At 51.5% G+C, this 7,755-nt stretch carries 4 protein-coding genes and 3 pseudogenes; 6 read left to right on the top strand and 1 reads right to left on the bottom strand.

What is annotated here, in order from left to right; all coding sequences use genetic code 11:
* Positions 1 to 89: 89 nt before the first annotated feature.
* Both QZ323_RS14225 and QZ323_RS14220 read left to right on the top strand, forming a co-directional pair.
* Positions 90 to 910 (top strand): annotated as a pseudogene (locus QZ323_RS14225) (IS982 family transposase).
* A 183-nt stretch (positions 911 to 1,093) separates the two neighbouring features.
* Positions 1,094 to 1,505 (top strand): annotated as a pseudogene (locus QZ323_RS14220) (transposase); the annotation flags it as partial.
* On the opposite strand, the pseudogene QZ323_RS14215 reads toward QZ323_RS14220, so the two are convergent.
* Positions 1,495 to 1,956, bottom strand: a pseudogene (locus tag QZ323_RS14215) (Arm DNA-binding domain-containing protein); the annotation flags it as partial. The pseudogenes QZ323_RS14220 and QZ323_RS14215 overlap by 11 nt on opposite strands.
* 346 nt (positions 1,957 to 2,302) lie before the next feature.
* On the opposite strand from QZ323_RS14215, the gene QZ323_RS14210 reads away from it, so the two are divergent.
* The 4 genes from QZ323_RS14210 to QZ323_RS14195 all read left to right on the top strand — a co-directional run bounded on the left by QZ323_RS14210 (position 2,303) and on the right by QZ323_RS14195 (position 7,582).
* Positions 2,303 to 2,914: a response regulator transcription factor gene (locus tag QZ323_RS14210; RefSeq protein WP_294635356.1), complete on the top strand. Its 612-nt coding sequence runs from the start codon at positions 2,303 to 2,305 to the stop codon at positions 2,912 to 2,914.
* A 445-nt stretch (positions 2,915 to 3,359) separates the two neighbouring features.
* Positions 3,360 to 4,277: a homoserine O-succinyltransferase gene (gene metA / locus QZ323_RS14205; RefSeq protein ID WP_294635355.1), complete on the top strand. Its 918-nt coding sequence runs from the start codon at positions 3,360 to 3,362 to the stop codon at positions 4,275 to 4,277.
* A gap of 199 nt (positions 4,278 to 4,476) precedes the next feature.
* A complete protein-coding gene (locus tag QZ323_RS14200; protein ID WP_294635354.1) occupies positions 4,477 to 6,369 on the top strand; it encodes a U32 family peptidase in 1,893 nt (630 codons plus the stop codon).
* Positions 6,370 to 6,535: 166 nt separating this feature from the next.
* Positions 6,536 to 7,582 (top strand): hypothetical protein, encoded by a 1,047-nt coding sequence (locus QZ323_RS14195; protein ID WP_294635353.1) that lies wholly within the window; start codon positions 6,536 to 6,538, stop codon positions 7,580 to 7,582.
* The last annotated feature ends 173 nt before the right edge of the window (positions 7,583 to 7,755 follow it).

The following is a 7,755-nucleotide window of genomic DNA, read 5'->3' as shown; positions in this document are numbered from 1 at the left end:
TTAGCATGACAAAGCTAAGGTTTAGCGACACAAACGTGAACTTTAGCCACTCCAAAATTTCCGGATACATATTTAAATTCCGCCAACGGATGCTTAAGTATACATCTCATAAGCATCGAAACAAGCCTAACCGTATGAGTGATGCGGAAATTATAGTCATTCTCATTCTGTTTCATTCCGGCGGTTTTCGATGCTTCAAACACTATTATCAGGAATATGTCTGCAAGCATCTGCCCCATTTGTTTCACAACGTGTGTCTTATAATCGGTTTGTTGAATTGGAGAAGGAGGTGTTACTCCCACTGACAATCTTTACAAACAGGTACTTTTAGGAATCTGCACGGGAATCAGTTTTATGGATTCCACTCCCTTGCATGTGTGTCGCAACCAACGCATATTGATTCATAAGACATTCAAAGGTCTCGCCGAGAGAGGGAAATGTTCGATGGGATGGTTTTTCGGTTTCAAATTGCATTTGATAATCAATGATAAAGGCGAAATCCTTAATTTTATGTTTACTCCAGGAAATGTGGATGACCGGGAACCTTTGAAACAGGGACGGTTCTTAGAATATATAAAAGGAAAACTATGTGCCGACAAGGGATATATCGGACAGGCATTGTTTGACACTCTTTTTTTCGGTGGCATACAATTGATAACCAAAGTAAAGAATAAAATGAAGAATTCCCTGATGAGCATTGCGGATAAAATCCTGTTAAGGAAACGCGCCTTGATTGAAACGGTCAATGATGAACTGAAGAATATCGCACAGATAGAACACTCAAGACACCGCTCTTTCAACAACTTCATTGCGAATGCCCTGTCCGCAATCGCAGCATATTGCTTTTTTTGAGAAGAAACCCTCCATTGATATAGAGTTTGTCAAAGACAAACAACTTGCATTGTTCTGAATTATATCGAATTCACGTTAATTTAATTTTAGGTAATAACTTTCGACTTTCACATAGCCGTGACAAGAAATGTGTTATTAACTCGGATTTCACATGTAACCATACTATTTTCCAAGGCTGTAAATTAAACTGTGTCAGCAAAGACAAGAAATAAAATATTAACTTTGCTACCACAGTTTTTTTATGAAAGAAGAATTTGATTTTGAGAGTATCAAGAAGAAGGCAATCGCTCAACTTAAAGCAGGTAAGCCTTTGTTAGGTAAAGACGGTGCATTTGCTCCTTTATTGGAAAGTATCTTAAATGCAGCCTTGGAAGGTGAGATGGACGCACATCTTACGGATGAAGAACGGCAATTGGGTAATCGCCGACCGTATAATAGGTCTTTATGCAATGGGAAACAGCACAAGGGAAATCAGTGACTGGATGGAAGAAAACCTTGGTAATCGTGTTTCTGCCGATACAATCAGTGCCATAACGGACCGTGTACTTCCTGAAATAAAGGCATGGAAATCCCGTATGTTAGATTCGGTTTATCCAATAGTCTGGATGGATGCCATTCACTATAAAGTGACAGATGAACGCGGTTTTGCCGTTTGTAGTGTACCTTGATAAACTCGGCAAGATATTTCTTTACAGTGAGGTACTTTTGATATGTACTCAGAGAACGATCCTTGCCAACTCGTTTGGCAAAGGCTTCGTTCTCCTTGTCGAATGCTCGGAGCAGGATTTCATACTCCGTTCCTATACCTTGATAGGCATTACGTACTATTTCGGCAGTTACGAATGCTTCTCTATCCGAAATGCGTTGATAGTGTTTGATGATTTGAGCCTTGATATTATCTAAAGCCAAATTGATGTCTCTTGATTCCTTGCTCTTGCCCTTTGCTCGGTTGCTTTTCACATCCCACAGGTCTTTGTGGATGCTCTGCTTACAACTGAATTGAGCCACAGAACCGTTGATTGTTACTCGTTCCATAATGGGAACAATACCGTTTTTCTCTTTGCTTCCGTTCACGTAGAACAGCACCTTAAATGTACTTCGCATAATCTTTTTTTGTTATAAAATTGGTTATCATTGAGTTATACATTGATATGCAAACTAACGTAGAACGATGAAACGTGACGACACAAAGAAGAAACTTACTTCATTATCGGGTAATGATTTGAAAACTGTCCCCCTTCATTACCCTTCATTTCCTTGCATTGTTGCCATTGTTACTATTTCCGAGGTTTTCTGTTTAATACATTATCATTCAGTTCTTAACGTAGAATTTTACCTTTTCTGCTTCGAGAACCAAGAAACATCAAAAAAGGGAAACTGTTGCTTTTCAGTCATAAAGATCTGCTCCTTAAAAAATAATCCGTACATTTGCAAAAAATCAAGGAATGATATGACAGCCCCCGAAATAGCCATCATAGACTCCAACACCCTTTCGTGCCTGGGATTACAGAATCTGCTCGAAGAGATTATCCCAATGGCGGTCATCCGCGTGTTCAGTTCGTTTGAAGGGCTGATGGATGACACGCCCGACATGTATGCCCACTACTTCGTATCGGCACAGATATACTTCGGACACACCGCCTTCTTCCTTCCACGCAAGCCGAAGACAATCGTGCTGGCAAACGGCGACAACCAGCCGCAACTCGTTGGCATACCCACACTAAACATCTATCAGGACGAGAAATCCTTGATAAGGAGCATCCTGCAACTGCACCAGTTCGGGCATCGTGAGGGGCATCCGCACGACCATCCTCAAACGGTAACCAATCAACCTGCCAATACCCAATATGCCGAGCACGACCTTTCTCCCCGTGAGATAGAAGTGCTGGTACTGGTCACCAAGGGACTTATCAACAAGGAGATAGCCGACAAACTGCACATCAGCCTGACGACCGTCATCTCCCACCGCAAGAACATCACCGAAAAGCTGGGTATCAAGTCCGTGGCAGGACTGACCATCTATGCCGTGATGCACGGCTACGTGGAGGCGGACTGCATCTGACATCTCTTGCTTATGTGAAGCGGCGACGTCAGTTTCCGCTTCCGACAAGAAGCCGTTCTTCACTTTGCTCTGGCCATATCTGTTTCGTATCTGTTCTGTGCCTGTTCCCAGCTTCCTGAACTATACGATTGATGATTTGCTGTATCTGTTTCGTATCTGCTCCGTACCTACTTCGTATCAGTTCTGTACCTGTTTCGTATCTACTTCGTATCAGCTCCATACCTTTTCCATACTTGCTCCATGCATAAATACACATAGAGAAAATACGGAGAAAGTACGGAGAAGGTACAAAGAAAATACGGAGAAAATACAGAGAAGATACAGAGAAAGTGCGGAGCAGATATATTTTAAAACCGTTTCAAGTCCACTTTCTTCCCCCCACCGATATGGAATCTTATTGATTTTGCCTAATTTTGCAGTCAAAATCAAGATAATCTGAATAGTTATGCCACTAAACCTACCCGATAAGCTGCCGGCAATCGAGTTGCTGAAAGAAGAGAACATATTTGTCATCGACAATTCACGCGCCACGCAACAGGACATCCGCCCCTTGCGCATCGTCGTTCTGAACCTGATGCCGCTGAAGATTACCACCGAGACAGACCTCGTACGCCTGCTCTCCAACACCCCGCTCCAGGTGGAAATCGCGTTCATGAAGATCAAGAGCCACACCTCGAAGAATACACCCATCGAACACATGCAGGCGTTCTACACAGACTTCGAGAAGATGCGAGGCGAGAAGTACGACGGAATGATCGTCACCGGAGCGCCGGTGGAGCAGATGGACTTCGAGGAGGTGACATACTGGGACGAAATCATGGAGATATTCGACTGGGCACGCACCCACGTCACCTCCACCCTTTATATATGCTGGGCGGCTCAGGCGGGCCTCTATCACCATTATGGCATTCCTAAACACGCGCTGGAGAAGAAGATGTTCGGCATCTTCGAGCACCGCCCGTTGCAACCACTGCATGCCATATTCCGCGGCTTCGACGACGTGTTCTACGTCCCCCACAGCCGGCACACGGAGGTGCGGAAGGAGGATATCCAGAAAGTGCCCGAACTGACCTTGCTTTCCGAATCGGACGAGGCAGGCGTGCACCTGGTCATGGCGCGCGGCGGACGCGAGTTCTTCGTGACGGGCCACTCGGAGTATTCGCCCCTGACGCTGGACACGGAATACCGCCGCGACCTGGGCAAGGGCCTTCCTATCGAGATGCCCCGCAACTATTACGTGGACAACGACCCGGACCGTGGCGTCATGGTGCGCTGGCGTGCACACGCCAACCTGCTGTTCTCCAACTGGCTGAACTACTTCGTCTATCAGGAGACGCCGTATGACATTAATGATATCAGATAAGAGCCTCCGTATGACATTAACGATATCAGATAAGGCCCCTCGTACGGCATTAAGGGCATAAGCTAAGAGACCCCGTACGACATTAACGATATAAAATAAGAACCTCCGGGCTGGCCCGACAGGCGGAAGGCGGCACTACCGATGCCCTCGCGACTGCCTGTTCCCAATGTGCAGCCCGTGTATTTTATTGCTGAACAGAATGATGAAACAACGTAGAATAGAGCTTCTGGCGCCCGCCAAGAACCTGGAATGCGGCATCGAAGCCATCAACCACGGTGCGGATGCCGTGTACATCGGAGCCCCGCGGTTCGGTGCACGCGCGGCGGCGGGCAATTCGCTGGAAGACATAGCCACACTGGTGGCATACGCCCACTTGTATAACGCACGGATATACGTCACCGTCAATACCATACTGAAGGAAGAGGAACTCGAGGAGACGGAAGCACTGATCTGGGACCTGTATCGCGCCGGCGTCGACGCGCTCATCGTGCAGGACATGGGAATCACCCGCCTGCACCTGCCTCCCATCCCCCTGCATGCCAGTACACAGATGGACAACCGCACGCCCGAACGCGTACGCTTCCTGTCGGAGGCCGGTTTCCGGCAGGTGGTGCTGGCGCGCGAGCTCTCTTCGGGGGAGATACGGAGGATACACGAAGCATGTCCGGAAGTGCCGCTGGAGGTCTTCGTGCATGGCGCGCTCTGCGTCAGCTATAGCGGGCAGTGCTATGCCAGCCAGGCATGCTTCGGGCGCAGCGCCAACCGCGGCGAGTGCGCGCAGTTCTGCCGCCTGCCTTTCAGCCTGACGGACGCGGAGGGGAAGGTCATCGTGCGCGACAAATACCTGCTCTCCTTGAAAGACCTGAACCAGAGCGACGCGCTCGAAGAGCTGCTCGACGCGGGAGCCGCATCGCTCAAGATAGAAGGTCGCCTGAAGGACGTCTCCTACGTGAAGAACGTCACGGCGGCCTACCGGCAGAAGTTGGACGCCATCTTCGCCCGCCGCAAGGAGTATGTGCGCGCCTCTTCCGGCACCTGCCGCTACACCTTCCGCCCGCAACTGGACAAGAGTTTCAGCCGCGGATTCACCCACTACTTCCTGCATGGGCGTGGCGAGGAGATCTGCTCCTTCGACACCCCGAAGTCCTTGGGCGAAGAGATGGGCACCCTGAAGGAGCAGCGCGGCAACTACCTCACGGTGGCCGGACTGAAGTCGTTCAACAATGGCGACGGCGTCTGCTACCTCGACGAACAGGGTCGCCTGCAGGGCTTCCGCATCAACCGCGTGGACGGCAACAAGCTCTATCCGGCAGGGGAGATGCCCCGCGTCCGCCCGCGCACGGTGCTCTACCGCAACTTCGACCAGGAGTTCGAGCGCATGCTTTCGCGCCGTTCCTCCGAGCGGAAGATGTCCGTCTCTCTGTTCCTGCGGGATACGCCCACGGGTTTCGCCCTGACCGCCACGGATGAGGACGGGAACCGGGTGACGCTCGCCTTCGCCTATCCGAAGGAGACGGCACGCACGCCGCAGGCCGACAATCTGCGCACGCAGCTCGGCAAACTGGGGAACACCCCCTTCGAGGCCTCCCTCCCCCTTGAGGAGCGGGAAGGCACGCCACGCAGCGCGGCCGATGCAGCCATCGGGATCGACTTTTCCGGCAACTGGTTTCTGCCGGCGTCCGTCGTGAGCGAATGGCGCCGACAGGTGATGGAGCGTCTGCTTGCGGTGCGCCGCATCAACTACCGACGGGAGGTGGCTGTCTGGAAGACTACGTGCCATCCGTTCCCCCTGCCCGCCGCACAGGGTGGGAAGCTGACCTATCTGGGCAATGTGATGAATGCGCATGCCGCTTCCTTCTATGCCGGACACGGTGTCGCGGCAGTAGATCCGGCTTACGAGAAAACTCCCGTCCCGCATGCCGCCCTGATGTTCTGCAAGCACTGCTTGCGTTACGCTATGGGGTGGTGTCCTGTCCGTCAGAAGGGGAAGTCGCCCTACAGGGAACCTTATTATCTGTCGGGGAACGACGGGCGGCGCTTCCGCCTGGAGTTCGATTGCGGAAATTGCCAAATGAAGGTATATGCGGAATAGGGCAAGAAGTTATACAAGATAAAATGAAAACTTGTACGAGATAGGATGAAAACTTGTACAAGATAAGAAGAAAGCTCATACAAGATAGGATGAAAAACCTGTACAAGATAAGAAGAAAGCTCATACGAGACAAGAAGAAAACCTGTACAAGATAAGAAGAAAGTTCATGCAGAATCAGGAGATTAGACATAGTCGGAAAGCGGAATCGGGTGCGCAGCGGCACCGGACGGGCGGTTCTTTGTCCCTGCGCCGCTGCGCACTCGCCTGTGTTTTCCTGTTCGTCTGCCTCGTTTTTTTCTCTTGCCGATACGCTTGCCCGCGGCTCGACGAGGAGACGATGAGTGCCGCGACGCGCGATTCGCTCTCCTGCCTCTACGCACGCCACTATACGCTGAACACGAACCTGGAGGTGGTGGCGGACTCCGTCGTGATTGCCTGCCTTCCGGTGAAGGACTGTTACGACACGCTCCGGCGGGGCGACCGGGTGGTCGTGGCCGAAGTCGCCCTCCATCCGGCGGACAGCGTGGACAGTGTATGGGTGAAACTGGCCCACACGCAGGAGGTGCAGGGATGGATCGGCGAGGGGGAGATGAAGCGCGCCTTCGTGCCGACGGACAGCATCTCGCAGTTCATCTACCTGTTCAGCAACACGCATGCTTCGTATTTCGTCATTGTCTTCGCCCTGTTCACGGGCGTATGGCTGCTCCGGCTGTTCCGCCGCAAGCAGCTGAAGATGGTATACTTTGATGATATCGACAGCGTCTATCCGCTGCTGCTCTGCCTGCTGATGGCGTTCTGCGCCACGGTGTACGAGTCGATGCAGGTCTTCGTGCCCGAGACGTGGGAACATTTCTACTTCAATCCCACGCTTTCGCCCCTGCGCGTGCCACTGGTCCTGTCGGTGTTTCTGACGGGCATCTGGCTGTTTATCGTGGTGCTGCTGGCGGTGCTCGACGACTTGTTCCGGCAGTTGCCGGCGGCGGTCGCCTTGTTCTATCTGCTGGGGTTGGCGGTGTGCTGCATCTTCTGCTATTTCTTCTTCATACTGACCACGCAGGTCGGCGTGGGGTACGTGTTCCTTGCCGCCTTCGCCTGGGTTTTCCTGCGGAAGATGCGCGCCGCGCTTACCGACTACCGCTACTGCTGCGGCCATTGCGGGCAGAAGCTCAAGGCGAAAGGGAGATGCCCAAGCTGCGGGGCGATCAATGAGTAGGGAGCGTCTCTTCGGCCTGCCTACCGATTCCGATCAACGAGCAGAGGACGGGCTTTCCGTCTGCCTCCCGATGCGGCAATATATCCCCCGAAATGGCGGTCTTCCGAAAAGCGGTTCACGTAACTATTCAGCGAGAACAAAGGATACGAAGAATTAGCCCGTCAGTTTAGACG

Origin of the sequence: uncultured Bacteroides sp. (assembly GCF_910585845.1) — a bacterium.
Lineage (GTDB): Bacteria > Bacteroidota > Bacteroidia > Bacteroidales > Bacteroidaceae > Bacteroides.
Note: the sequence above shows the minus strand (reverse complement) of the source record. Positions and strands in the feature narration are given on the sequence as shown.